At 45.1% G+C, this 24,780-nt stretch carries 22 protein-coding genes; 14 read left to right on the top strand and 8 right to left on the bottom strand.

The window, feature by feature from the left end; translation table 11 throughout:
- Nucleotides 1-18 precede the first annotated feature (18 nt).
- From HGH91_RS10160 to HGH91_RS10145, 3 genes are all read left to right on the top strand, one after another.
- The gene (locus HGH91_RS10160; RefSeq protein WP_168738340.1) at nt 19-2,907 is read left to right on the top strand and encodes an outer membrane beta-barrel protein; all 2,889 of its coding nucleotides are present in this window, start codon (nt 19-21) and stop codon (nt 2,905-2,907) included.
- Between the two features lie 583 nt (nt 2,908-3,490).
- Entirely contained in the window at nt 3,491-4,384 is an 894-nt protein-coding gene (locus tag HGH91_RS10150) for a hydroxypyruvate isomerase family protein (RefSeq protein ID WP_168738338.1), read from the top strand.
- A 118-nt stretch (nt 4,385-4,502) separates the two neighbouring features.
- On the top strand, nt 4,503-5,957 hold the full coding sequence (locus HGH91_RS10145) for an amino acid permease (protein WP_168738337.1): 1,455 nt from the start codon (nt 4,503-4,505) through the stop codon (nt 5,955-5,957).
- Here the strand turns inward: HGH91_RS10145 and HGH91_RS10140 are convergent.
- The 3 genes from HGH91_RS10140 to mqnC all read right to left on the bottom strand — a co-directional run bounded on the left by HGH91_RS10140 (nt 5,954) and on the right by mqnC (nt 8,569).
- The gene (locus tag HGH91_RS10140) at nt 5,954-6,496 is read right to left on the bottom strand and encodes a GNAT family N-acetyltransferase (protein ID WP_168738336.1); all 543 of its coding nucleotides are present in this window, start codon (nt 6,494-6,496) and stop codon (nt 5,954-5,956) included. The two genes, HGH91_RS10145 and HGH91_RS10140, sit on opposite strands and share 4 nt — an antisense overlap.
- Nucleotides 6,497-6,637: 141 nt before the next feature.
- Complete coding sequence (locus tag HGH91_RS10135; RefSeq protein ID WP_168738335.1) at nt 6,638-7,240, bottom strand: DUF3300 domain-containing protein; 603 nt, start codon at nt 7,238-7,240, stop codon at nt 6,638-6,640.
- 204 nt (nt 7,241-7,444) lie between these two features.
- On the bottom strand, nt 7,445-8,569 hold the full coding sequence (gene mqnC / locus HGH91_RS10130; RefSeq protein WP_168738334.1) for a cyclic dehypoxanthinyl futalosine synthase: 1,125 nt from the start codon (nt 8,567-8,569) through the stop codon (nt 7,445-7,447).
- A gap of 134 nt (nt 8,570-8,703) precedes the next feature.
- Here mqnC and HGH91_RS10125 point away from each other — a divergent pair, with 134 nt between their 5' ends.
- From HGH91_RS10125 to HGH91_RS10095, 7 genes are all read left to right on the top strand, one after another.
- Nucleotides 8,704-9,933, top strand: a complete 1,230-nt coding sequence (locus HGH91_RS10125; RefSeq protein ID WP_168738333.1) for an aspartyl protease family protein — start codon at nt 8,704-8,706, stop codon at nt 9,931-9,933.
- A gap of 13 nt (nt 9,934-9,946) precedes the next feature.
- Nucleotides 9,947-10,861, top strand: a complete 915-nt coding sequence (locus tag HGH91_RS10120; RefSeq protein WP_168738332.1) for an aspartyl protease family protein — start codon at nt 9,947-9,949, stop codon at nt 10,859-10,861.
- Nucleotides 10,862-10,949: 88 nt separating this feature from the next.
- On the top strand, nt 10,950-12,188 hold the full coding sequence (locus HGH91_RS10115; protein WP_168738331.1) for a M16 family metallopeptidase: 1,239 nt from the start codon (nt 10,950-10,952) through the stop codon (nt 12,186-12,188).
- Nucleotides 12,189-12,231: 43 nt separating this feature from the next.
- Nucleotides 12,232-13,512, top strand: coding sequence for a M16 family metallopeptidase (locus HGH91_RS10110; RefSeq protein ID WP_168738330.1), 1,281 nt, complete (start codon nt 12,232-12,234; stop codon nt 13,510-13,512).
- A 136-nt stretch (nt 13,513-13,648) separates the two neighbouring features.
- Nucleotides 13,649-14,455: a class I SAM-dependent methyltransferase gene (locus tag HGH91_RS10105; protein ID WP_168738329.1), complete on the top strand. Its 807-nt coding sequence runs from the start codon at nt 13,649-13,651 to the stop codon at nt 14,453-14,455.
- Between the two features lies 1 nt (nt 14,456).
- A complete protein-coding gene (locus HGH91_RS10100; RefSeq protein WP_168738328.1) occupies nt 14,457-14,858 on the top strand; it encodes a lysozyme inhibitor LprI family protein in 402 nt (133 codons plus the stop codon).
- A 56-nt stretch (nt 14,859-14,914) separates the two neighbouring features.
- Entirely contained in the window at nt 14,915-15,316 is a 402-nt protein-coding gene (locus tag HGH91_RS10095; protein ID WP_168738327.1) for a lysozyme inhibitor LprI family protein, read from the top strand.
- Between the two features lie 122 nt (nt 15,317-15,438).
- Here HGH91_RS10095 and HGH91_RS10090 read toward each other — a convergent pair whose 3' ends face one another.
- Together HGH91_RS10090 and HGH91_RS10085 are read right to left on the bottom strand one after the other, a co-directional pair.
- Entirely contained in the window at nt 15,439-16,578 is a 1,140-nt protein-coding gene (locus HGH91_RS10090) for a formimidoylglutamase (protein WP_168739011.1), read from the bottom strand.
- Nucleotides 16,579-16,683: 105 nt separating this feature from the next.
- Nucleotides 16,684-16,932, bottom strand: coding sequence for a hypothetical protein (locus tag HGH91_RS10085; protein ID WP_089764628.1), 249 nt, complete (start codon nt 16,930-16,932; stop codon nt 16,684-16,686).
- A 364-nt stretch (nt 16,933-17,296) separates the two neighbouring features.
- On the opposite strand from HGH91_RS10085, the gene HGH91_RS10080 reads away from it, so the two are divergent.
- Complete coding sequence (locus tag HGH91_RS10080; RefSeq protein ID WP_168738326.1) at nt 17,297-18,391, top strand: glycosyltransferase; 1,095 nt, start codon at nt 17,297-17,299, stop codon at nt 18,389-18,391.
- Between the two features lie 50 nt (nt 18,392-18,441).
- Here HGH91_RS10080 and HGH91_RS10075 read toward each other — a convergent pair whose 3' ends face one another.
- A complete protein-coding gene (locus HGH91_RS10075) occupies nt 18,442-18,771 on the bottom strand; it encodes an arsenate reductase family protein (RefSeq protein ID WP_168738325.1) in 330 nt (109 codons plus the stop codon).
- A gap of 97 nt (nt 18,772-18,868) precedes the next feature.
- On the opposite strand from HGH91_RS10075, the gene polA reads away from it, so the two are divergent.
- The 3 genes from polA (at nt 18,869) to HGH91_RS10060 (ending at nt 23,612) form a co-directional block, all read left to right on the top strand.
- Nucleotides 18,869-21,691: a DNA polymerase I gene (gene polA / locus HGH91_RS10070; protein ID WP_168738324.1), complete on the top strand. Its 2,823-nt coding sequence runs from the start codon at nt 18,869-18,871 to the stop codon at nt 21,689-21,691.
- A 126-nt stretch (nt 21,692-21,817) separates the two neighbouring features.
- Nucleotides 21,818-22,342 carry a GNAT family N-acetyltransferase gene (locus HGH91_RS10065; protein ID WP_168738323.1) on the top strand — a complete coding sequence of 175 codons (525 nt, stop codon included), beginning with the start codon at nt 21,818-21,820 and terminating at the stop codon, nt 22,340-22,342.
- 124 nt (nt 22,343-22,466) lie between these two features.
- A complete protein-coding gene (locus HGH91_RS10060) occupies nt 22,467-23,612 on the top strand; it encodes an aminopeptidase C (protein ID WP_168738322.1) in 1,146 nt (381 codons plus the stop codon).
- Nucleotides 23,613-23,807: 195 nt separating this feature from the next.
- Here HGH91_RS10060 and HGH91_RS10055 read toward each other — a convergent pair whose 3' ends face one another.
- Entirely contained in the window at nt 23,808-24,110 is a 303-nt protein-coding gene (locus HGH91_RS10055; RefSeq protein ID WP_168738321.1) for a hypothetical protein, read from the bottom strand.
- A 14-nt stretch (nt 24,111-24,124) separates the two neighbouring features.
- A complete protein-coding gene (locus tag HGH91_RS10050) occupies nt 24,125-24,742 on the bottom strand; it encodes an L-threonylcarbamoyladenylate synthase (protein WP_145662101.1) in 618 nt (205 codons plus the stop codon).
- Nucleotides 24,743-24,780 lie beyond the last annotated feature (38 nt).

Genomic DNA, 24,780 nt, shown 5'->3' with positions numbered 1-24,780 from the left:
GTCCTGTTAATATCATTTATGAAAAAACTTCTACAACTCTTGTTGATACTGAGTTTGGGCATTCTTCATGCCCATGCTCAGTCGCAACAAGGAAAGATTAAAGGCCAACTAACTGATTCTACTTCCAGGGAAGCCATGCCCGCCGCAACCGTTGTACTGTTAAATGCAAAAGACTCCAGTGTTGCCAGTACCTCGATGACAGATACCAAAGGAAACTTTGAAATCACCAATATCCCCAACGGCGCATACCGACTGTACGTAAGCTTCCTGGGCTATAAGCCCGTTAATAAATTAATACAGATCAATACCGACCATCAACAACTTACGCTGGGAAATATCCCCATGGTACGCAAAGGCGTAACACTGAATACCGTAGAAATAGTAGACGAGAAGCCGCCTATTGTAGTGAAAAAAGATACACTCGAATTTAATGCCGACGCCTTCAAAACCCGCGAAAATGCGGTGGTAGAAGACTTGCTGAAAAAGCTGCCCGGCGTTACAGTAGATAAAGACGGCGCCATCACAGCACAAGGGGAAACTGTTACCAAAGTACTGGTAGATGGTAAACCGTTCTTCGGCAGCGATCCCAAACTGGCTACCAAAAACCTGCCCGCCAATATCATCGACAAAGTACAGCTGATCGATAAAAAGTCTGACCAGGCGCAGTTTACCGGCATCGATGATGGGCAAACGGAGAAAACGATCAACATCACTATTAAGAAGGATAAGAAGAAAGGTATGTTTGGCCGCGCCACTGCAGGCTACGGTACCGACGACCGCTTCGGCGTTTCCCTCAGCCTAAACCGCTTCCGGGAAAATCAGCAGCTGTCGCTATTGGGCGGCGGAAATAACGTTAACAACATGGGGTATACCCAACAGGATCAGATGAGCTTTAGCTCTGCCGGCGGCGGTGGAGGCCGGGGAGGCGGCCGCGGGGGCGGAGGGATGCGTATGATGGTACAAGGCCTGGGCGGCAGCAGTAACAATGCCGGTATTACCCGCAACTGGAACACCGGCCTTAACTTCAACCAGGACTTTGGTAAAAACCTGGTCGTAAACGGCAGCTATTTCTTCAATGATACCAAACTGAACGTAGAGCAGAAAACAGCCAGGCAAACATTTACGGTCGATTCGTTGAAAAATCCTAATACCAACTACGATAACAACAACTCGTCATCGCTGACAGACAATAGCAACAACCGCTTCTCTGCCCGTGTGGAATACACCATCGATAGCCTGCATTCCCTGATCTTTTCACCTACCTATTCGCTCACAAATGGGAATAGCTACAGTGTTACACAAAACGTATCGCTGCTCAATAATTTAAACGATACCATCAACAAGGGGATTACCTATAACGACGGACAAGGTAATAGTCAGAATATAGGCGGGTCGCTGCTTTTCCGAAAAAAATTCAAAAAGGTAGGCCGGACACTCAGCGCCAATTTCAGCTATAGCAACAGCAATAATCAACAGCAGAATTTCAATAAATCGAGCATCACTTACTTCAACCCGGATAGCGTAGTAACGTTTAACCAACGCAATGATATCAATACCGACAGCTGGAATGAAGGTGTAAACGTTACCTATACAGAGCCCGTGGGGAAAGACCGTTATGTAGAAGCTAATTACGGTATCACGAAATACAACAGCAAGAGTACAAAATATACATACGATTATGATGGTGGAAAGGGCGATTATAATATCCTGAATGACTCGCTCAGCAACGCTTTCACCAACAATACGGTGAATCAACAGGCGGGTCTGTCGCTTCGTACCAACAAGCTAAAATATGATTATTCGTTTGGGCTAAACGTATTGTTCAACGACCTGGATAATATGACGCATTCCTTCCGCACCGGCAAGGATAGCCTGATCAGGCAGCATACCGTCAACTTCTCTCCCCAGGCGTCTTTCAATTATATGTTTGCAAAAAACAAACGGTTACGGATCAACTATAATGGAAGCACCCAGCAACCCTCAGTTCAGCAGCTGGCGCCGGTGCCAGACAACAGTAACCCATTGTATGTACAACTGGGAAATCCTGATCTGAAGCCTACTTTCAACAACTCCCTCAATGTTAACTATAACCAGTTCAACAATATCACATTCCGGGGTATGTTTGCATCCCTGAGCGGATCCTATGCGGTAAACAGGATCATCAACGCTACTACACTGGATCCTAAAACAGGGAAACAGACCGTAAAGCCAATTAACGTTAACGGCTATTTTAACATAAGGGGAATGGTGCATAATTCTATCCCTTTGTCGAAAACGCCCGGACAGAACCTGAACACCGGAACTACAGTGAGTTACAGCCGCGATGTGGTTGCCAGCAATAACGTGATCAGCTATACCAATACATTGCAGCTGTCGCAGTCGGCCAATGTAAACTATATGTACAAGGAATTGTTCGATGTATCGCTGGGTGGTAGTGTAAATTATAACGCTACCAGCTATACGCAGAAAACCGCTTCTACACTAAGCGATACCCGCTACCTGGATTATAATATTAACACCGACTTCAACATCAACCTGCCGCTGGGCTTCATGATAGGCACCGACGTTACCTGCACCATGAGCCGCGGCCGTCAGGCAGGATATAACCTTACTTCTACAATGTGGAACGCCAATGTATCGAAGTATGTATTCCCTAAAAAGCAGGGATTGATTAAAGTGCAGGGATTTGATTTACTGAAACAGTATATCAGTGTATCGCGTTCCGTTTCCGACAACTATATCCAGGACACACAAAGCAATGTGCTGCAGCAATATTTCATGATCAGCTTCACTTACTTCCTGAATAAGTTTGGTGGCAATAACGGTAAAATGGGGGATAAAGGTCCCCGTATGATGAATTTCCCGGGTGGACGGGGCGGCGGATTCCGCCAGAGAGGCGGCTTCTAAGCAATTTCACCAAGAGTGAAGGGCTTTCATCTTGCGGCGGCAGCCACAAAATGAAAGCCCTTAGTTATTTTAGTGAATCATCTATTGCGCTGAAACGGTAGTTCTCCTTCCGGCCATTACCCGCTTCAATACCCACGCAATGGTAAATGTGGGGATAAAATCGGTTCCCGGAAATAATTCCTCGATAAAGTTAAAAATGCTACCAAAAGTAGCGAGGGGAGAACCCCCAAACATCCGGTAAAAAATAATGGCAGAAATCGGCGCCCAGATAAAATCACTGGCCTCGCCTAAAACCGGGACCGCGTAACTGGCGCATCCTATTAAATCCAGCAATATGCAAACCCACAAACTTGGAGTATACTTTTTTTGCATTTTCAACCTCCGCTTTTCTCTTCGTTAAACAAATTACTTACCAATTTTGAATACTACCTGTAAGTTACCATATTTACGTGGGAGAACAGCCGTTGGTTCTACGCAAAAGGCAAAATGCGTATTTCCCCTTTTTCGCCCCAAAAGATAGCAGGGGCTTGCAAATAAGCATTATTTCGATTACATTGATGGCTCTTTAAAAGCAAACCATTTTATGCACCAGGAAAACTCACGCCGCGATATGATCAAAAAAGTTGCCTCCATGGCCTTAGCATCCACCGCGCTATCGTCCCTGTCCAACAGGGCATCTGCCCACGAGCAGGCAGTTGATTACAAGTTGAAAGGTAAAATCAACCACTCGGTATGCGCCTGGTGTTACAATATTCCACTGGACGACCTGTGCAAGGCCGCTAAAAAAATCGGGTTCCACTCTATCGACCTGGTAGATCCGAAAGATTTCAGCATCCTGAAGAAAAATGATATGATCACCGCCATGGTGGCCAGTAACGGCCCTGAATGGGGTATCTCCAAAGGGTTTAACAATCCTGCTCACCACGACAAACTGGAAGAATACTTCAAACACTATATCGATGAAACCGCGAAAGCCGGCTTCACCAATTTGATCTGCTTCTCCGGTAACCGTAATGGAATGAGTGATGAGCAAGGCATTGAAAACTGTACCAAAGGGCTGCAACGCGTTATCGGTTATGCCGAAAAGAAAAAAGTGACCCTGGTAATGGAGCTGCTCAATAGTAAAGTAGACCACCATGACTACCAGTGCGACCATACCGCTTGGGGCGTAGCACTTTGTAAATCATTGGGTTCTGCAAACTTCAAGCTGCTATACGACATCTATCATATGCAGATCATGGAGGGGGATGTTATCCGCAACATCCGCGACCACCACGAATATATTGCCCACTACCATACCGGAGGGGTACCTGGCCGCCATGAAATTGACGAAACCCAGGAACTGTATTACCCTGCCATCATGAAAGCAATCCATGAAACCGGCTTCACAGGCCATGTAGCACAGGAGTTTATCCCCGCGCATAAAGACCAGATTGCGTCCCTTTCACAGGCTATTGAAATCTGCGATATCGCATAAGTATATGAGGATAACGGATTTTGGATGCGGAATCAACACACCGGCATCCAAAATCCGTAAATTCATAAATAATATCCTACTTTTGCGCACTAGTCCACTAAAATAGTAGGATAATATAATGAAGCAATACTACAAGAAACCTCTGTCCTGGCTGCTCGACGAGTCGGCCAGTGAAAACAAACATACCCTGAAGCGTTCGCTGAATGGGTTTCAGCTTTTAATGCTGGGGCTGGGCGTAATCATTGGCGCCGGGTTATTTTCCCTTACCGGACCAGCAGCCGGCAACAACGCAGGGCCGGCAGTTACGCTATCCTTTATTGTGGCAGGCGTTGGCTGTGCTTTTGCAGGCCTTTGTTATGCCGAATTTGCTTCTATGATACCCGTAGCCGGTAGCGCATATACCTATGCCTATACTACTATGGGAGAGCAACTGGCCTGGATTATAGGCTGGGACCTGGTGCTGGAATTTTCCGTGGGAGCGGCTACAGTAGCCATCAGCTGGTCTAACTACCTGGTGGAATTCCTGTCGCGCTACCAGATCTATCTTCCTGCGCAACTGGTACATTCACCCTTTGAAGCCGTTACCCTGGCCAATGGCGTTACTACGCACGGCTATTTCAACCTGCCGGCGGCATTGGTCGTAATACTCATGTCGCTGATCCTGATGCGTGGCAGCAAGGGCTCTGCCCTCTGGAACGCAGTGGTAGTATCGCTGAAAGTAGGCGTGGTACTTGTTTTCATTATCCTGGGCTGGAAATACATACAACCGGCCAACCTCACGCCTTATATTCCCAAAAATACCGGCACTTTCGGTGAATTTGGCGTATCAGGCATCCTGAGAGGAGCAGGGGTGATCTTCTTTGTATACCTGGGCTTTGATATTGTAAGTACAGCTGCACAGGAAACCAAAAACCCAAGACGCAATATGCCTGTTGGTATCCTGGGGTCGCTGGCGGTATGTACGGTGCTATTCATTCTTTTTGCGCATGTACTCACTGGCCTGGCGCCTTACCAGGCGTTTAAAAACAGCGCTGCGCCCGTGGCTATCGCTATTGCGCATACGCCGTATAAATGGCTGGGCCAGATGATTATATTGGCGATTATCGTGGGGTATACCTCCGTTATCCTGGTGGATTTATGGGGCCAGTCGAGGGTATTTTATTCGATGTCTAAAGATGGATTGCTGCCGGAAATATTTTCGGAGGTTCATCCCCGTTACCGCACTCCGTGGAAATCGAATATTCTCTTCTGTATTTTCGTGAGCTTATTCGCAGCCTTGGTGCCGATCAGGGTGGTAGGGGAGATGACCAGCATAGGGACCTTGCTGGCCTTTGTAATCGTATGCGGTGGCGTATGGATGATGCGGCGCTCTATGCCCGATGCACCCCGTGCCTTCAAAACTCCGTGGGTGCCATTCGTGCCCATCATGGGAATCCTTACCTGTGCTGTGATGATGGCCTTTTTACCATGGGATACCTGGCTTCGGCTCATCATCTGGATGGCCATAGGCATGGTCATTTACCAATTTTATGGAAAGAAGCACAGTAAGGTAAGACAAAGTATAAAAAGCTAATATTTCCAGTCCTGGCGCAAAATTCCCATCACGACCATATCAACATATTGTCCATGGAGTTTGGCGCTATGACGTAAAGTACCTTCTTTGGCAAATCCCAGCTTGATTGGGATTTGCCCGCTTTTTTCATTTTGCAGCACAAAGCGGATCTCTATTTTATTCAGGTGCAGTTTCTTAAACGCGAAGGATATAAGCCCTTTACAGGCGGCAGTAGCAATACCTTTACCCTGAAAGGATTCGCCGACCCAATACCCGATTTCAGCTTTTTGCAGCTGATGATCCCAGCCATGCAGGTCTATTACACCACAAAGCTGCTGCTGATACCATATGCCCAGCGCCACCGCCTCTTGTTCTTCCGCCTTACGCAGCATTAATTGTATAAAACGCAGGGAGTGTTCTTCATTGGTATTATAGTCCACCCAGGGTAAAAACTTCCTCAGGCTTTTCCGGGATACGTCCAGCTGCTTATACACCAGGGGAGCATCTTGCACCTGCAGTTGCCGCAGGTACATGTTTTCATTGATCGTGACTTCGAACATAGCTGGATTTATAAAGGGCGTTAAACATACATCGATTTCATGTAAAATCCAACCAGCATTTAGTTATGGACGATAAAAAAAATGCAGCAGACAGGGAACTCCTGCTTGCTGCATCTCTCAAAAACTATATAACTAGCCTCGTTATTGTTTCGCCAATAATTGTTGTCTGGTCATATCCTTTACTACACGCTGTGCATACAAAATGGCCATTCTTTCTGTTGTTGGCGGATCAAAAGACTGTGACTGCACGGAGTACAACAACTGTCCGCTTTTCAGATCATACAGGTTACCTTCCCACTGGTATTTCGTATTGTAGGTAAAATATCCCGGGGCGTACATCCTGGAATACCACATAGAGTAGTAAGGCCAGAATCCGTAATAACCGTACGGAGAATAGTTGGGAACATAGGTCCTTTCTCTGCCTTTATCCAGCATGACAATCGTCATGACCTGGTTTACATCACTTCCCTGTAACTGCTGAACTACCTGCTTTTCGGTCATTTTACCCATTTCCTGTGGACCGTAAGTTTGTAGGGCAGATACTGCATTATATCCTTTCTTTCTCAGTTCAGATACCGTATAATTTTCCATCTGGCTACGGAGTGTACGATCTTTTTGAGGTACCAATGCCATCACCATAATTTTGTTATCCTTTTGCAGCTGCGGAGCATTATTGGAACGCCAGGAAGACGTTACTTTGGTGCTTGAACAGGCTGCCATGGTCATGATTGCTAATCCTGCCATGATAAGACCCAGCTTTTTCATATTCCCTCCTTTAGTTTGATTAAATTCTATCTGTTAGACGTAGAAAGCAGCCATTTGTAACACCCACCCGGAAGTTTTAACAATTTTTTTTCAATTGTTAACGAATTGCTAATGAATACCTTGTGAAAAAAATAAAAAAGGACACCACATTACTGTAGTGCCCTTTTTTAGGAGATGATATCTTTAGTAGTTGATTACCTGCTCTTCGATTGATACCGGGAGTTCCCTGAACTGGTAAAGCTGGGTACGCAGTTGCGGTTCGAAACCAGCCTCACGGATGGCCTCCTGCATAGATAAGTAGGTAAACCGGTGCGGTGCACCTGCAGCGCTTACCACATTTTCCTCAATCATGATAGAACCAAAATCGTTGGCGCCGGCATGCAAGCAGAGCTGTGCTACCTGCTTACCCACCGTTAACCAGGAAGCCTGGATATTTTTAATATTCGGCAACATAATACGGCTGAGGGCAATCATACGGATGTATTCTTCTGCTGTAGTCATATTATGCACTCCGCGGATCTTGGCCAGCAAGGTATCCACATCCTGGAATGTCCAGGGTATAAATGCCGTAAAGCCATAGTGGCCTTCCGGTTTTTCGCTCTGTACCTGCCGGATATCCACCAGGTGCTCAAAGCGCTCCATTACTGTTTCTACGTGACCAAACATCATGGTGGCAGAGGAGGCAATGTTCAGTTTGTGTGCAGCCCGCATCACATCCAGCCATTCCTGTGCCCCGCATTTACCTTTGGAAATCAGCCGGCGTACACGGTCATTCAGTATTTCTGCGCCAGCGCCGGGTAAGCTGTCCATACCGGCTTCTTTCAAAGCACGCAATACTTCAATATGTGTACTTTTTTCCAGCTTGGTAATATGTGCTACTTCGGGGGGCCCGAGGGTGTGGAGTTTCAGCTCCGGATATAGTTGTTTTAACTCTTTGAAGAGGTTCACGTAAAAAGACAACCCCAGCTCGGGATGGTGTCCTCCCTGTAGCAGCAGTTGGTCGCCTCCATACTTCAACGTTTCGTCGATCTTCTTTTTGTATTCTTCAATGGGCGTAATATAGGCCTCCTTGTGGCCAGGAATGCGGTAAAAATTACAGAATTTACAGTTGGCCGTACATACGTTGGTGGTATTTACGTTCCTGTCTATCTGCCAGGTTACCTTTCCATGAGGTACCTGTTGTTTCCGTAACTCGTTGGCTATTTCCATCAACTCTGCCAGCGGTGCATTTTCAAAGAGGTAAACCCCTTCTGCAGCTGTCAGAAACTCGAAATGCTGCGCCTTTTTGTATAAATCCTGAAGTTCCATGTGCTATATTTCTAACCGGGAAAAACTTTGACAAAGGTAGTGTTTAGGCAGTTAACCGTTTGTATTAAAAATATTTTATACAAACACTTTTTAATGTTAAATTTAGCATCATACACATTCCTGCAGTCCCCAGTATGCTTAGACCAATTCTGTTACACGTTGTGTTATTACTGGCAATAATTGCCGGAGCAACCAATGTCCAGGCCCGAAACACCTCTTTTGTCACCGATAGTACTCCCGACGCCACGCTGATCACCCGTTTTCATTTCAAGCAGTATTACGGCGGGGTAGTAGTTGTACAAGCCCTGCTCGATGGCCACCCTGATACCCTCCAGTTTATCCTGGACACCGGCAGTGCAGGCATCTCGCTCGATACAGCTACCTGCCTGAGAATGGGCATCAAAATGGAACCATCAGACCGGATCATCAAGGGATTGGGAAGCTCCAAACCGGTGTCTTTTGCCAGGCATCATTCCCTGATATTACCAGGATTAAAAGTAGATAGCCTCGATTTTCATATCAACGATTATGAACTTATCAGCCAGGTATATGGGATACAGGTAGATGGTATTATCGGATATAGCCTCTTAAGCCGGTATATCGTCACTGTAGACTATGATACCGAGGAAATTATCATCTACTCCAAAGGAAAATTTAATTACCCGAGAGGAGGACAGTTACTACGGCCTTCTCTCACGCAAATCCCACTGGTATCGGCTCCCCTGAGAAACGATGTCAGAACAGTCAACAACCGCTATTATTTTGATACCGGCGCCGGTATGTGCCTGCTGTTATCGCAACAGTTTGTAAACGACAGCAGCCTGCTGGAAAAAAGAAGGCGTCGCGGCAGAAAAATTATACAAACCGAAGCGCAGGGACTGGGGGGCAAAATGAGCATGTCGCTGACTACCATCAACGAATTCCGTATTGGTAACTATGCCTTCAAAAATGTACCGACCTACATCTTCGACGATCAAAGTAACGTTACCGCCTATCCGTTCCTCGGAGGCATGATCGGCAATGACCTGCTACGCCGCTTTAACATTACCCTCAACTATGCGAAGAAAGAAATTTATATGGTCCCAAATTCACACTTCCGGGACATGTTCGACTACTCCTATACCGGGCTGGTTATTTACCTGATCAACGGCCGGGTAGAGGTTACAGATATTATCAAGGGCTCTCCGGCAGAAAAAGCCGGTTTTAAAAAGGGCGATATCATCCTGGCTATCAACAATAACCTGGGGCCTAACCTCCAGTTGTTTCGCGATATATTAAAAAACATTGGCACCCGTGCCGTATGCCTGATTAACCGGGATAATGACCTGATGCTCAAAAAATTGCCAATAAAAAGTATTCTTTGACGTTATTTGTGTCATGTGGCGTTTTTTATGGATAGTAACCGTGTTTTCTTGTTGTTCCCTGCTGTCAGCCTATGCACAGCGTAAAAACCCGGCTGCAACAACGGATGACAACAGGAACCCGGTAGCAGTGATCCCTTTTCAACTGGTGGATAAACATGTGATCATTCCTGTACTGCTGTCGGGCAGTACGGATACCCTTCATTTTATTTTCGACAGCGGGGCAGAAGTAACCATACTGCATATGCCCACCGCTGAAAAATTACACCTTAAACACAGTGGAGAAGCCTATATGACAGGCACCAACAATGCCATGATTAAAACAGCTGTTACTACCATCAATGCCCTTTATCTCCAGGAACAACGCCTGCCTTACCTGAAGGTTTACCTGGAAAATCTCAGCGATTTGGGGCGGGTAGACGGTATCATTGGTGTAGCCCTCATGAAGTCATTTATCGTAAAACTGGATTATCAACATCAGCAATTACTCCTGTACAGACCAGGTAAAACGCCTATAGGTAACACTGGCAGGCTACTGCATTTTCAGCTCAACTTTACTACCCCCATCATTGATGCATCCATACAACTGCCCAATGGTACGCGCCTGGCAGGCCATTACCACATCACCACCGGGGGCGATTACGGTATTCTCTTTAACTGGCCTTATGTAGATAAGAACAAGCTGAATACCTTACCCACTATCAATACCGACCGGGTGCAGGATATGGTTAAAGTGCTGTACTATATCAACAGCTCCATCCCTTTACTGGAAGTAGGAGGGCACAGCATAAAAAATGTCCCTGTCAGTTATAGCAAAGATATAGACGACCTTGGCGTATTTACAGAGGTAGCCGGCTCCATTGGCTACGATGTCTGGAAGGATTTTACGCTCACCATCAACTACGATAAAAAAGAGCTGTACCTGGAATAATACTCCGCAGGAAAAACCAGAAAGCAGGAGAAAACGCGGAATGCTTCGCGTAATTCCCTATTTTTACCCTATTGACTAATAAAAAGATATGATTCATTATAATAAGTTTACGCTGGCAAACGGACTGAGAGTAGTTGTTCACGAGGATCATACCACGCCCATGGCGGTGGTAAATGTTTTGTACGATGTGGGAGCAAGGGATGAAAACCCGGAGCAAACCGGCTTTGCTCACCTCTTTGAACACCTGATGTTTGGTGGCTCCATCAATATTCCTACATATGATGAGCCCCTGCAAATGGCCGGAGGAGAAAACAATGCCTACACTACCAGCGATCTGACGAACTATTACATACAGCTTCCTGCTGAAAATATTGAAACCGCCTTCTGGCTGGAAAGCGACCGTATGCTATCGCTGGCTTTTGATGAAAAAAGCCTGGATGTACAACGTAAGGTAGTATCCGAAGAGTTTAAGGAACATTACATCAACAAGCCCTATGGCGATGTTTGGCATAAAATGCGTGAGCTGTCCTACAACACCCATCCTTACCGCTGGATGACCATAGGCAAGGAATTATCTCACATAGAAAATGCTAAACTGGAAGATGTAAAAGCATTTTTCTTTAAATACTACCGGCCGGTAAACGCCATCCTTTCAGTAGCCGGCAACATTACTACAGACCAGGTAAAAGCCCTGGCGGAAAAGTGGTTTGGCGATATTCCTTCCGGGGAAAAATACCAGCGCCAACTGCCGGTAGAACCACCACAATCAGCCGCCCATAAACTGGAAGTAAAAGCCAACGTACCGTTGGACGCGCTGTATAAATGCTACCATATGTATGCCCGTACTGATAAACGTTATTATGCAGCCGACCTGATTTCCGACGTACTGGGTGGTGGTAGCTCTTCTCGTCTGCACCAGGTACTGGTGAAAGAAAAGAAACTATTCAGCAACATTGACTGTTATCACTTTGGCAGCCTCGATGCCGGCCTACTCACCATAGAAGGTAAACTGGTAAAGGGCGTGAAAATGAAAGATGCTGAAAAAGGGATACAGCTGGAACTGGAAAAAATCCAGCAGGAAGCCATCTCCGAAAGAGAGTTGCAAAAGGTGAAAAATCGTGTGGAAAGCTTACTGGCATTCGAAGACATGAGTTTATTAAATCGTGCCAACAACCTGGCATTTTATGAGCTGCTTGGTGACGCCGCCCTTATGAACCGCGAATTTGAAAATTATGAAGCAGTAACGACCTCCGAATTACATGAAGAAGCTAAATTGCTTTTTGATGAAAAAAATTCGAATACCATTTACTATTACGCAGCAAGCTAACCCTATGGCTTGTTTACAGCCATCACCGTTTAAATAAGATACGATGAACAGAACTATTTCCCCTCCCATTAAAGATGCAGTGGAATTTGATATAAAGCTGAAACCATATGAATTGTTTACACTGGACAATGGTATTCCGGTGTATACCATGAAGTCGGATGAGCAGGAAACCTTACAGCTCGAACTCGTATTTCCGGCAGGGAGCTGGTATGAGACAGAAAGCCTGGAAGCCGCCGCCACTAACTTCCTGATGAGAAATGGTACCAGCAAACATACCGCACAGGAAATCAATGAAAATATAGATTATCATGGCGCTTACCTTAACCGGAATGCTTACCATGAAAATGCAACTTACACCCTCCACTGTCTTTCTAAACATACGGAAGTGTTGTTGCCCACATTGCAGGAAGTGATCCTTGACCCCATTTTTCCGGAAGAGGAGCTGAGTCTGTATAAACAAAATCAAAAGCAAAAACTGGCAGTAAACCTGCTGAAATGCGATTTTGTAGCCAACCGCTTTATTGATAAATACCTCTTTGGCGACTTTCACCCTTATGGTCGTGTAAGCACCATGATGGCCTATGATGCCTTGCAGGCAGATGGGCTTAAAGCCTTTTATAAGAAACATTACACTTACAACAACTGCAAAATATTTGTGGCCGGTAACATGCCAGCCGACATCATCTCTTTGCTGAATAAATATTTTGGCAGCACGCAATGGAATGGGGAAAGTAACCTGGTAAAGCTCGACATGCCCATACAGGCCGCTGAAGAGAAAAAATTCAGGATCTTCAATGATGAAAATGGCGTACAGGGTGCTATCCGCATAGCCAGGCATTTCCCTAACCGCTACCACCCTGACTTTCCGAAGATGCTGGTGTTAAACACCATCTTCGGTGGATATTTCGGCTCCCGTTTGATGAGTAATATCCGGGAAGAAAAAGGATATACCTACGGCATTTTCTCGCAGCTATACAATTTCCGCCAAACCAGTGCGCTGAATATACAAACAGAAGCCGGGCGCGATGTATGCGAGGCTACTATAGAAGAAGTATATAAAGAACTAACGAACCTCCAAAATGAGCCGGTTCCCAAGGAAGAACTGGACCTCGTTCGTAACTACATGATCGGTTCTATCCTGGGCGACCTGGATGGTGCTTTTCAATTAATACAACGCTGGAAAAATTTGATTTTAAATGATTTAGACGAGAATTATTTTTATAATAATATACAAATCATCAAAACAATCAGTGCAGAGGAATTACAGCAGCTGGCTAAGCAATATTTTACGCCCAGCGATTTTTATGAACTGGTGGTGATTTAAGAAAATAAGTTATTTAGAAAATAAAAAAGTTTCCATTAATGGAAACTTTTTTATTTTCTAAATAACTTATTTTCAATTTTCTGTCTTAAGAAATCACTCAAAATGAAGAGTATCTTTTCATCTAAACAGTAGCATCATGGAACCCAATAATGACTATTTAACCGCCAATAAAGCACTCTGGAATAAACGGACAGACATACACGTTAACTCAGCATTTTATGACGTCCCAGGCTTCCTGGCCGGTAATAACTCACTCAAGGAAATAGAATTATCCTTGCTGGGTGATATGGCTAACACCAACTTGCTTCATCTCCAGTGTCATTTCGGACAGGATACCTTATCACTGGCCAGGATGGGAGCACAGGTAACCGGCGTAGATCTTTCCGATACCGCTATTGCGCAGGCCAACGCCCTGGCTGCACAAATGCAGCTGGCCAAACAGGCCCGCTTCGTTTGTTGCGATGTATACAACGCCCCCGCGCATATCAACGACCGCTTTGATACAGTGTTTACCTCTTACGGCACCATTGGCTGGCTTCCGGATCTGCATAAATGGGCCGAGGTGATCGGGCATTTTCTGAAACCCGGCGGGCATTTCGTGATGGCTGATTTTCACCCGGTGGTATGGATGTTTGATGATTACTTTAAAACGGTTGCCTACTCTTATTTCAATACCGAAGCCCTGATCGAAGAAACCACCGGCACTTACACAGATCGCAACAGTAATATCAAAAGTACCTCTTATTCCTGGAACCATCCGCTGAGTGATATTATCACAACGCTAACTGCGCAGGGATTGCAACTACAGGTATTCCGGGAATTTGATTATTCTCCTTATAATTGCTTTAATAATACAATAGAAAAAAACGGCCGGTTTTATATTCAGGGAATGGAAGGAAAGCTACCAATGGTATATGCATTCAAATTCTTTAAACCTTTATAGCATGAAATCTCTTTTTATTTTTCTTTTGCTGATAACCGGCAGCGCTGCTGCTTTTTCACAATCCCAGGGGGAGATGAACAAACAGGCGGGGCAAGAATATAAAGAAGCCGACAAAAAACTGAATGAAATCTATCAGCTGATCATCAAAGATTACGCGGCCAATAAGGCATTTATTCAAAACATGAAAGAAGCACAGCGGATCTGGATCCAGTTCCGCGATGCACAGGTGAAAGCCATGTATCCCGCTGCCGCCAAAACCTATGGCAGCGTGTTTCCCATGTGCAAGGCCAATTACCTGACGGAGCTTACCCACCAACGTACAGAAGCCCTGCGGGTGTGGCTCAACGGCCTCCCACCAGGCGATGTTTGCAGCGGCTCCATAGGGGATAAACAGGACCACTAATAATATTATTATAAATTATAATATTATTTCGTATATTTGTCGCTCACAGTGAGCCTATGCGAAACCTTATCCTTATTTTATCGGTATTCCTGTGCACCAGCGCCTATTCTCAAACATCCAAAGCTGCGCTGGATACATTGGAAATTCATTATCAGCAGTGTCTGAGCAACAGCCACCAGATGTATAATTGCGCCGTGATTTATTACAAACAGCTGGACAGCCTGTTACACAACACCCTGCAACATCTATATTCCAGCCTTAATCCCGGCAGGCAACAACAGCTGCAAGCCGAACAATCGGCCTGGGAAGAAAAGAAAGAAGAGTATTTCAAGAAGATAGACGAGCGGGTGGAAAAGATGCATAAACGCACCATGGAGGGACTGGATGACGATATGATATCTACTGACAATAAAGCTTCTTTTATCAAACAGCGACTGACCACACTGCTTAATATTTAGCTAAAGAGCATAAAGCGGAAAGCATAAAGCTATTGTGCAGATTGATCAAAGCAATTTATAAATATTCGCGAAGATCATCCTCCACAATAGCTTTATGCTTTCCGCTTTGTGCTTTATGCTCTTTACAGTCTTTCCTGGTGGCGTAGCCACCGCTCCGGCATTTCATTATTACTGGCCATGAGATAGTCATTATAAGCACATGGAACAAATTCCCGGTCAGGCAATTGCATCCACCAGCGGCCTGTTTTCTTACTTTTCAGGAAAACAGTTTCTATATCGGAGAAGGCGATATGAAATTCCCAAAAGGCATCACGATCTTCCAGCAGGGCTTCGCGATTCCTTACAGCCCGACCATCCATAAAATACCACATCATTTGTGAAATCTGCCGGGCGGTAAGTTGTTCTTTATCTTTTTCGGGGCGATATCCATAAATACCAAAAGAGGAGAGGCGGCTGCTCATCCCGGCATACCTTGCCAGGGAACAGGCTTCTTCTCCGCTAAAGCCGTTGGGAGAGAGCTGATTCGCGGGTGCATCTGTATGCCGGATAATATTGATATCCAGGCTAAATAAATCGGAATGCCGCAGTACTGGTTCCGCCTCTTCCATGTTTTCACGGATACGTCCTAACCGGAAACAATCGAAACGCAGTTTATCCAGCGTTTCTAACATACGCGGATGTACGAAATAACTTTGGAAACCAATATGATTGTAATGACGGAGATAATTGGGTTGTTCTGTAAGGATATCCATTAAAAACCGTTCACTGCGTACAGACGACTCTTCTTTCAAGTCTATCAGGGCATCGGCTACGGTAGCCTCAATAATTAATTGCTGGGAAGCATAGGCCTTATATTGCGGATAGGTGAGATCGTGAGAACCGCCCAGGATGATAACGGTTTTGTTGATGGCTAATAATTCTGCTATCACCGTCTTCATAGCTGCGTAGGCATCTGCGAGAAAGGCGCCTGATTGAAGATTGCCAATATCGGCCAGCTTAATATCACGATGCCAGTTGTAGAGGCGGAAAAATTCACGGCGTATGGCATCTGGTCCGTTAGTACCCGTTTTGCCGGATTCGCTCCCTCTTTCTTCACCCACACCCAGCAAAATAATATCGGCCGATTCTATATCCGGTTGATGGTGTTCTTCATACACGTCGATCACACCCCCTACCTGGAACGGGTCATACTCCTGATCATCGTTTAATACAGCTTTGGAAACAGGACGCAAAAAATCCTGCAGGTGCGAAAAATCTACCATCACTTAATTGGATTTAGTTGATGGCAAACGTACAAAAAAAAGCAAAAACCAGGCAGAAAGGCAGCGGGTCAAAATTACTATAACGGGAATCTTGTAGAGGTGCTACTAGTTCTTGTGAATAATAAATTCGAATGGCTTATGCGACTTGCGTGAAATTGCTTTTTCCAGCACCGATCGTTTGCTGGTAATCCGGCTCTTGTTACAATCCATCACTTCCATAACTGCACAGAGATAATCCATCGTTTCAATCAGCGAAAGCATTTCACTGATCTGTCTAACTGCAGATTGTATCTGCTGCTCCGTGTACCTATCTTCATGTAGCAAGATTAATAAATCTCTATCTACAGGTTTCATGAATAAAAAATTTGACTGTTCCCCGAAATATTGTTTGGCCAGGTATCAAAGGATAGTTCAAAAAGATAAGGTAAAAATTGTTTGCTGTCAATCGTAGTTAAAGTCGTCTTTAGTTGTCAAACAGATCGTTCTTAGTGCATTCTTTTCTTATTCATGGTAGGACAACCGCAATCGTTTTTCTTAAAAACCTTACAACCTTCCATCACTAAACATCCACAAAGAAAAAAGACTACAATCCATTTTATACTTTTCATACTGCAGTTTAATATACTTGGCTATGATTAAAACCTATCTTAAGTGTTTACCTTTTCTTAACAATGCCCTTTTGTAATTTAAGCTAAATTCGTAAAAAATATTAAAATATTTGTCCACAATTCGTTCCTCACGTAAAATTCTTGTAGTTCCGCTGGATTGGGGCCTTGGACATGCCACCCGGGATATTCCCCTCATCCATGAAATGCAAAACGCAGGTTGTCAGGTTTTTATTGCAGCAGAAGGCAAACACGCTGCTTTGTTGCAACAGGAATTCCCACAGGTAACCATTTTTCCGCTACCCGGATACCGCATCCAGTACGCACAGAAAGGACAGTTTTTCGGGCTGAAAATTATTCAGCAAATCCCTAAAATTTACCGGGCTGTAAAGCATGAACAACGCTGGCTAAAGAAGATAGTAGCTGATTATCAAATAAATGCAGTGATTTCCGACAACCGGTTCGGCCTGTATCATAAAGATATTCCTACCGTTTTTATTACGCATCAGCTACTCATCAAAACACCTTTCGGCGGTTGGATAGAGCGGACCCTGCAGAAAATAAATTATCGTTTCATTAACAAATACAGCGCCTGCTGGGTTCCCGATTTTTCTGGTAACAACAACCTTTCCGGCGAACTGGCACACCCAGGCAAATTACCCGGTCATACCGCCTATATAGGCTGCCTGAGCAGGTTTGTGCCTAAGCCTGGCGTAACAAAAAAATACGATCTGTTGGTGTTGATCTCCGGACCCGAACCACAAAGATCGAACCTGGAAAAACTGATAAAAGATCAGATCAAATCATTGTCTGTTACCGCCCTCATTGTAAGCGGCAAACCAGGCAGCCCTCAGCATGAAACGATTGCTCCCGGCGTAACCCAGGTTAACCACCTGAACGCCAGTGAACTAAACGATGCGATGCTGGCCTCCGACATGGTATTAAGCCGCTCCGGCTATACTACCCTGATGGATCTGGCCAAACTGAATAAAAAAGCCATCCTCATTCCCACCCCCGGGCAATCAGAACAGGTATACCTGGGCGAATACCTGATGGAAAAAGGATACTTTTATTCTCTTCCGCAGGAAGAATTTAACTTAAAAACAGCGCTTGAAGAGGCTTCCCGCTTTCCTTTCCGGTCGTTTCACCACGACCAGGACATGGAACAGTACAAACAGGTGGTGCAGCATTTTGTACAGTCCATTTAAACTGCTAAATGAGCTTGTAATAAGCCAGGGACGCCTTGCGTCCCTGGTACTTAAATATTTTTTACGTCAGCTCCGGTGTAGATCTTCTTGCCGACAATCGCTACCGGGCGTTTCAGGAAAGAATATTCCTGCAAGATCAACTCCCTGTAATCTGATTCTGTTAGCTCTTTTTCATGTAATCCCATAGGGCGATATTGTTGGGACCTTCTGCTGAACAATGATTCGTAGCTGCCTGATAGTGCATGCATCTCATCCAGCTGCTCCGGTGTTATTTTTTCTTTTTTGATGTCCTGCAAAATAAATCCCCGTTCTTTTGCATCCGTTTCTGTCAGTATTTTCTTACAAGTACCACAGGTTGACAAATGATAGATTTTATTCATTCTTTTTATTTTTTTCCACCCTAAAGTTACACCCTCACCGTATATCATGGTACTATCTTAATTTTGCAGATTCAAATTAAATCTTGTAGGTTTAGCGATGGAAAAGAAATTATTTTTACTGGACGCGATGGCCCTCATTTATAGGGCTTACTACGCCCTGATCAGGAATCCACGCATCACTAGTGCGGGTAGAAACACCAATGCGCAATTTGGGTTTACTACTACTTTGCTGGACCTTATCAATAAAGAAAAGCCCACCCATATGGCTGTTGCGTTTGATACGCACGCCCCCACCGAACGCCACACCACTTATACCGACTATAAAGCCAATCGTGAAGATGCACCGGAAGACCTCCTGGACGCATTACCCGACATCAAGCGTATCATAGAAGGCTTTAATATTCCGGTAGTAGAGCTGGATGGCTATGAAGCGGACGATGTGATAGGTACCCTCGCCTGGCAGGCCGCCGATGCCGGTTACACCGTGTACATGGTAACGCCGGACAAGGACTATGGCCAGCTGGTAAGAGATAATGTATTTATCTACAAGCCTCCCTACATGGGCAACAAGGAAGAAATTATGGGCCCCAGAGAGGTATGTGAGAAATGGCAGATTAAAGACGTACACCAGGTGATCGATATCCTGGGCCTCATGGGCGATGCCGTAGATAATATCCCTGGTATTGCCGGTATAGGGGAAAAAACAGCCATGAAGCTGCTGGCACAATATCATTCTCTCGAAAGTGTGCTGGAAAACGCGGATACCATTGGCGGAAAAATGGGGGAGAAGATAAAAGCAGGTCGCGACAACGCCCTGCTCTCCAAAGAACTCGCCACCATTATCACGGATGTTCCGGTTGCCTTCCATGAAGAAGATTTTTGCATCAAGGAAAGCGATAAGGCTAAGCTCACCGATATTTTCACAGAGCTGGAATTTAAAACCCTCGGCAAACGAATTCTTGGCGATACATTCGGTGGTAGCAGCGCCGCTGCAGAAGCTAAGCCTAAAGTAGTGCAAACGGATCTTTTTGGTACGCCCACCATAGTGGAAGAAACAACTGCTCCAACAGAAGAAACCATCGACAGTCCCAATATCCTGCTGGCAGATAAAAATATCAACAACACACCACATACTTATCACCTCACCGATACGCCGGAGAAAAGAGCCGATTTGCTGCAGCAATTACTGCAACAAAAAGAAGTAGCTTTTGATACCGAAACTACCGGCACAGATGCTAACGAAGTGGACATTGTAGGCATGAGCTTCTCTGTCAAAAAGGGTGAAGGCTGGTATATTCCCATGCCGGCCGACCATAGCGCCGCCCGGGCTATTATCCATGAATTTACGCCCCTGTTTCATCACAACAGCATCACCCTGGTGGGACAAAATATCAAGTATGATATGCTGATCCTGAAATGGTACGGCGTAGATGTTACCACCAGCGTATTCGACACCATGCTGGCCCATTACCTGATAGAACCGGAAGGCCGCCGGGGCATGGATGTACTAAGCGCCCAATACCTGCAATACGAGCCGGTTTCCATAGAAGCGCTCATTGGCAAAAAAGGGAAAGGGCAAGGCAATATGCGCGATGTGGAAATTGAAAAAATCAAGGAATATGCCGCTGAAGATGCCGACATTACCCTCCAGCTGAAAGATAAATTTGCGCCCCTGCTGCCGGAGAAAGCAGTAGAAAAAGTATTTTATGAAATAGAAAACCCGCTGGTAAAAGTACTCACCGACATGGAATATGAAGGCATTGCCCTTGATATTAATGCGCTGGCCGACTATTCCAGGGAACTGGAAATAGAAATCAAGCGCGCAGAAGAAAGTGTGTATGAGCAGGCTGGCGTGAGGTTTAAACTGGCTTCCCCCAAGCAATTGGGCGAAGTGCTGTTTGAAAAACTACAGCTGGATCCCAAAGCAAAGAAAACACGTACCGGGCAATATGCCACAGGGGAAGATGTGCTGCAAAAGCTTTCCAGCAAACATAAAATCGTAGAAGATATTCTCATTTTCCGCGAACTCAGCAAACTCAAATCTACTTACGTAGATTCGTTGCCGTTATTGCTGAATAAACGCACTAACCGTATACATACTTCCTATAACCAGGCAGTAGCGGTAACGGGCCGGTTAAGTTCCAATAATCCGAACCTCCAGAACATTCCTATTCGTACCGACAGAGGCCGGGAAATCCGTAAAGCCTTCATCCCGCGCAATGAGGAATATGTGCTGCTGTCGGCCGACTATTCACAGATAGAGTTGCGTATCATTGCGGCTATCAGTGAAGATACCGAAATGATGGCCGCGTTCACGTCCGGGACCGACATCCACGCGGCTACAGCTGCCAAGGTGTACAATGTTGCCCTGGATGCCGTTACGCCGGAAATGCGCCGTAATGCCAAGAGCGTAAACTTTGGTATCATTTATGGCGTTAGCGCATTTGGGTTATCCGAAAACCTGGGCATCCCACGTTCAGAGGCCAAAACCCTGATCGATAACTATTTTGCCCAGTATCCATCTATTAAAAAATATATGGAAGACCAGGTAAAGTTTGCACAGGAAAAAGGCTATGTACAAACGCTGCTGGGAAGAAAACGCTGGTTAAAAGACATCAATTCTTCCAACGCCGTAGTACGTGGCTTTGCCGAAAGAAACGCCATCAATATGCCTATCCAGGGTACCGCTGCGGATATGATCAAACTGGCCATGATTGCTATTCATAAAGCATTCAAGGAAAGAAACCTCAAATCACGCATGCTGTTGCAGGTACATGACGAATTGGTATTTGATGCGCATCTTTCAGAACTGGAAATAATTAAACCCCTTATATTAGATCTTATGCGTAATGCCTTGCCATTGGCTGTTCCTGTTGAGGCGGAAATGGGCACTGGCAAGAACTGGCTGGAAGCTCATTAATCAACACTTCCGGCTTATATGACTGGCTTTTAGTAAATGCTATATTTACTAAAAGCCAGTCATATAAGTCCAAAAGCCAGGGTAACTACGCTTGCTTTTCCCAAAACAGTTTACTAGTTTTCAAATATGATCCAAACACCTCGACTACAATTGTTGCCGTGCTCCCTTGAGCATTTTGAATTGCTATTACAGGGCAACGATCATCTGGCCGACCTGCTTGGTATTTCCATCCAGGAAGGATGGACAGAGTATCCTGAAATGGTTCTGGTAGCATACGATAAATTACGGAATGATCCGGCTATGCTGGGTTGGTTCTTTTACCTGGTCATCCACCGCGAAGATAGGCGCCTCATTGGCGCCGGCGGGTTTAAGGGTAAACCCAATGGAGACGGGCTGGTGGAAATGGGCTATGAAATAACCGAAGATTACCGCGAACAGGGGCTGGGCACCGAAATGGCAGAAGCTTTGATCCGGTTTGCCTTTGGTCACTCCTATGTCCATCGCGTAATTGCCCATACGGAAGAAGAGTATAATGCCTCGGTTAAAATTCTGCAAAAAGCGGGGATGCGGTTTGTAGGCACCATAAAAAATAAAGAAAATGAAGACCTCTGGGAATGGGAAATTACCCGGAGTCAATATGAAGAAAAGTAACCTGTATGCTGTAATTCCTTCTGGTAACCACTGTAGCCGGTTCCGTTCATCCATCTTTTCAAGGGTCAAGTACCTGCTTTCCCTTATTTTTGGTCCTTTGTTTTAAAACTTATCATTATACACCATGAAGAAATGGATCATGTGTGCAACCATGCTGTATAGCATCGGAGCGTTTGCACAAAACAGTACCAACGTAGAGGGCAGCAAATACCAGTTCACCACGTTAAAAAACCTGGATGCAGGAGATGTACAGAACCAGGGACGTACCGGCACCTGCTGGTCTTTTTCCGGCCTGTCTTTCTTTGAATCAGAGCTACTGCACTCCGGCAAAAGCAAAGGTCTGAACCTGAGCGAAATGTTTGTGGTGCGCAAAATGTACCCGCTGAAAGCTGCTAACTATGTACGTATGCACGGTAAAGCCAACTTCGGTGAAGGTGGCGGTTTCCCGGATGATCTGTTATGCCTCCGCGAATACGGCCTGGTACCCCAGAGCGTATACGATGGCAACAAAGGAAAAATGTACAACCACGCTGAAATGGAAGGCCTGCTGGAAGGCATGGTAAATAAAATAGGTAACGCACAAGGCACCATCAACCCCGACTGGTCTAAAGCGTTCGACGGTGTATTGAACGCCTACATGGGCGACGCTCCGGAAAAATTCCAGTATAACGGCAAAACATATACGCCACAGTCTTTCGCTAAAGAGCTGGGACTCAGTGCCGATGACTATGTGTTGATTTCCTCTTTTACCCACCACCCTTATAATTCACAGTTCGTTCTGGAAGTACCAGACAACTGGAACTGGGAAAAAGCATACAATGTAAACCTGGCTGACTTTACCAATATCGCGGAAAATGCCGTTATGAATGGCTATTCTATCGCATGGGCTGCAGATGTGAGTGAAAAAGGCTTCAATTTTAAAGATGGACTGGCCATCGTTCCTGAAAAAGACTGGGCTGATATGTCTGCTGAAGAGAAAAGAAATGCTTTCCTGGAACCCGGTAAAGAAAAAACGATCACGCCGGAACTGCGCCAGCAGGCATTTGATAACTACGAAACACAGGATGATCACGGTATGCACATTGTAGGCCTGGCAAAAGACCAGAACGGCAATAAGTACTTCCGTGTTAAAAATTCCTGGGGCACCGATAATCCAGGTCAGGGCTATTTCTATGCCTCTGTACCTTACTTCGCTTATAAAACTACCTGCTTTATGGTAAACAAGAAAGCATTACCTGCAGATGTAGCGAAAAAATTAGGCGTTAAATAATTATAATTTATAAACCGAAAAGAGGATTTACTCATAGGTGGTAAATCCTCTTTTTTTATGCTATCTACTGTGAGTATTCTTCAAAATACACCTCTCATTTATATATTTATTTAATTAAAATATATTTGCCACGAGCAACTATTTTTAATTGACAAAGTCAATCATTTGACTTCAAACCCAATACAGTATTAAATATTAGTGTTTCCCCTCCAGTCTTTGAGTATATCCGTAATCTCCCAGGCGCAGTTTAACCGGCAAACCGGTATGTTTTTGCCAGGTCCATTCCTGTTTACAGAAAAATCCAAAGTGCTGCTGGTAATAAGCGTTAGGTGCCAGCATGTAAACGGGGTAAGTGGGAAGGGCAGGTGAAGGCGCCGCTGTAAGCAGGAGGGGCTTCTTGACAGTAGGTAGTAATTTCACCGGCTTTAGCATAAACGTTTGTGCCCCCACATGAGCGCTGAGTAAAATACTTCCTGTCAATATCCAGCATCGTTTCATATCAACCACTATTATCAGGTAATCGCTTCAAAACTGCCAATGCCCTCACGAATCAGGGCTGGCAACTCACCCGTACAATCTACTACCGTAGAAAAACCCATCCCTCCGGGGCCACCATCCACGACAATGTCTACCTGGCTGCCAAACTTCTCATAAATAATTTCCGGGTCTGTATATTCTTCTACATAATCCTCAATGGGCAGAGTGGTACTCATCAGGGGATTTCCCAGTTCCTTTACGATAGTACGGCAAATATTATTATCCGGTACCCTGATACCTACTGTATCCTTCTTTGTTTTAAGCAACTTGGGCACCATCCGGCTGGCCGGCAAAATAAAAGTATACGGACCCGGTAACGCTTTCTTCAACATCCGGAATATGGGTGTATCCACACTCTTGGCATAATCCGACAAATGACTCAGGTCATAACAGATAAAGGAAAAGTTCGCCTTTTTCGGATCTATCTGCTTAATCCTCGCGATACGCTCTATAGCCTTATGTTGTGTAATATCGCAACCCAAACCATATACCGTATCGGTTGGATAGATGATAATCCCTCCATCTTTTAAACATTCAATGATTGTTTTTAAATGGCGCGGATTCGGGTTCTCCGGGTGTACGTTTAATAGCATATTTAAAGTTACGGCTTTTGCTTTATGCTTTCCGCTTT

The organism is Chitinophaga eiseniae, from assembly GCF_012641265.1.
In the GTDB taxonomy this organism is placed as follows: Bacteria; Bacteroidota; Bacteroidia; order Chitinophagales; family Chitinophagaceae; genus Chitinophaga; species Chitinophaga eiseniae_A.
This window is presented reverse-complemented; position numbering and strand designations above follow the sequence as displayed.

Bases quoted from the DNA above. Each gene is read 5' to 3' on its own strand.
- HGH91_RS10160 (WP_168738340.1), top strand. From the start codon at position 19: ATGAAAAAACTTCTACAACTCTTGTTGATACTGAGTTTGGGCATTCTT.
- HGH91_RS10090 (WP_168739011.1), bottom strand. From the start codon at position 16,578: ATGGTAGATTTTTCGCACCTGCAGGATTTTTTGCGTCCTGTTTCCAAA.
- HGH91_RS10055 (WP_168738321.1), bottom strand. From the start codon at position 24,110: ATGAAACGATGCTGGATATTGACAGGAAGTATTTTACTCAGCGCTCAT.
- HGH91_RS10065 (WP_168738323.1), top strand. From the start codon at position 21,818: ATGATCCAAACACCTCGACTACAATTGTTGCCGTGCTCCCTTGAGCAT.
- polA (WP_168738324.1), top strand. From the start codon at position 18,869: ATGGAAAAGAAATTATTTTTACTGGACGCGATGGCCCTCATTTATAGG.
- mqnC (WP_168738334.1), bottom strand. From the start codon at position 8,569: ATGGAACTTCAGGATTTATACAAAAAGGCGCAGCATTTCGAGTTTCTG.
- HGH91_RS10110 (WP_168738330.1), top strand. From the start codon at position 12,232: ATGAACAGAACTATTTCCCCTCCCATTAAAGATGCAGTGGAATTTGAT.
- HGH91_RS10100 (WP_168738328.1), top strand. From the start codon at position 14,457: ATGAAATCTCTTTTTATTTTTCTTTTGCTGATAACCGGCAGCGCTGCT.
- HGH91_RS10135 (WP_168738335.1), bottom strand. From the start codon at position 7,240: ATGGCAGGATTAGCAATCATGACCATGGCAGCCTGTTCAAGCACCAAA.
- HGH91_RS10095 (WP_168738327.1), top strand. From the start codon at position 14,915: ATGCGAAACCTTATCCTTATTTTATCGGTATTCCTGTGCACCAGCGCC.
- HGH91_RS10125 (WP_168738333.1), top strand. From the start codon at position 8,704: ATGCTTAGACCAATTCTGTTACACGTTGTGTTATTACTGGCAATAATT.
- HGH91_RS10075 (WP_168738325.1), bottom strand. From the start codon at position 18,771: ATGAATAAAATCTATCATTTGTCAACCTGTGGTACTTGTAAGAAAATA.
- HGH91_RS10105 (WP_168738329.1), top strand. From the start codon at position 13,649: ATGGAACCCAATAATGACTATTTAACCGCCAATAAAGCACTCTGGAAT.
- HGH91_RS10115 (WP_168738331.1), top strand. From the start codon at position 10,950: ATGATTCATTATAATAAGTTTACGCTGGCAAACGGACTGAGAGTAGTT.
- HGH91_RS10050 (WP_145662101.1), bottom strand. From the start codon at position 24,742: ATGCTATTAAACGTACACCCGGAGAACCCGAATCCGCGCCATTTAAAA.
- HGH91_RS10145 (WP_168738337.1), top strand. From the start codon at position 4,503: ATGAAGCAATACTACAAGAAACCTCTGTCCTGGCTGCTCGACGAGTCG.
- HGH91_RS10150 (WP_168738338.1), top strand. From the start codon at position 3,491: ATGCACCAGGAAAACTCACGCCGCGATATGATCAAAAAAGTTGCCTCC.
- HGH91_RS10120 (WP_168738332.1), top strand. From the start codon at position 9,947: ATGTGGCGTTTTTTATGGATAGTAACCGTGTTTTCTTGTTGTTCCCTG.
- HGH91_RS10085 (WP_089764628.1), bottom strand. From the start codon at position 16,932: ATGAAACCTGTAGATAGAGATTTATTAATCTTGCTACATGAAGATAGG.
- HGH91_RS10060 (WP_168738322.1), top strand. From the start codon at position 22,467: ATGAAGAAATGGATCATGTGTGCAACCATGCTGTATAGCATCGGAGCG.
- HGH91_RS10140 (WP_168738336.1), bottom strand. From the start codon at position 6,496: ATGTTCGAAGTCACGATCAATGAAAACATGTACCTGCGGCAACTGCAG.